Raw genomic sequence first — 233 nt, forward strand, 5'->3', positions numbered from 1 at the left:
GGATATTAACATAGGGCTCATCAGTAGTACTTTCGACAATATACGCGTAGCACTTTCCACTGATAACTTTACGCGTGAAGAGAACACGGTGCTGGACAGAATGGGAGAAATAGCAAGCAATATTTCCCGTTCACGGGGAGGTATAGAAAGAAAAGGGGCCTTTAGTGTTAACGGGCTGCAGGCCAAGGAGTTTCTGGCAACGGGTTTGCAGGAAGACAACGATGAACCACGAT

The 233-nt window shown here is 46.8% G+C and carries 1 protein-coding gene; it reads left to right on the forward strand.

The window, feature by feature from the left end; all coding sequences use genetic code 11:
* Positions 1-233: T6SS immunity protein Tli4 family protein (locus LDK53_RS22710; RefSeq protein ID WP_263643527.1), on the forward strand; the 233-nt coding region annotated here is incomplete at both ends.

The organism is Enterobacter sp. K16B, from assembly GCF_020216105.1.
In the GTDB taxonomy this organism is placed as follows: domain Bacteria; phylum Pseudomonadota; class Gammaproteobacteria; order Enterobacterales; family Enterobacteriaceae; genus Enterobacter; species Enterobacter sichuanensis.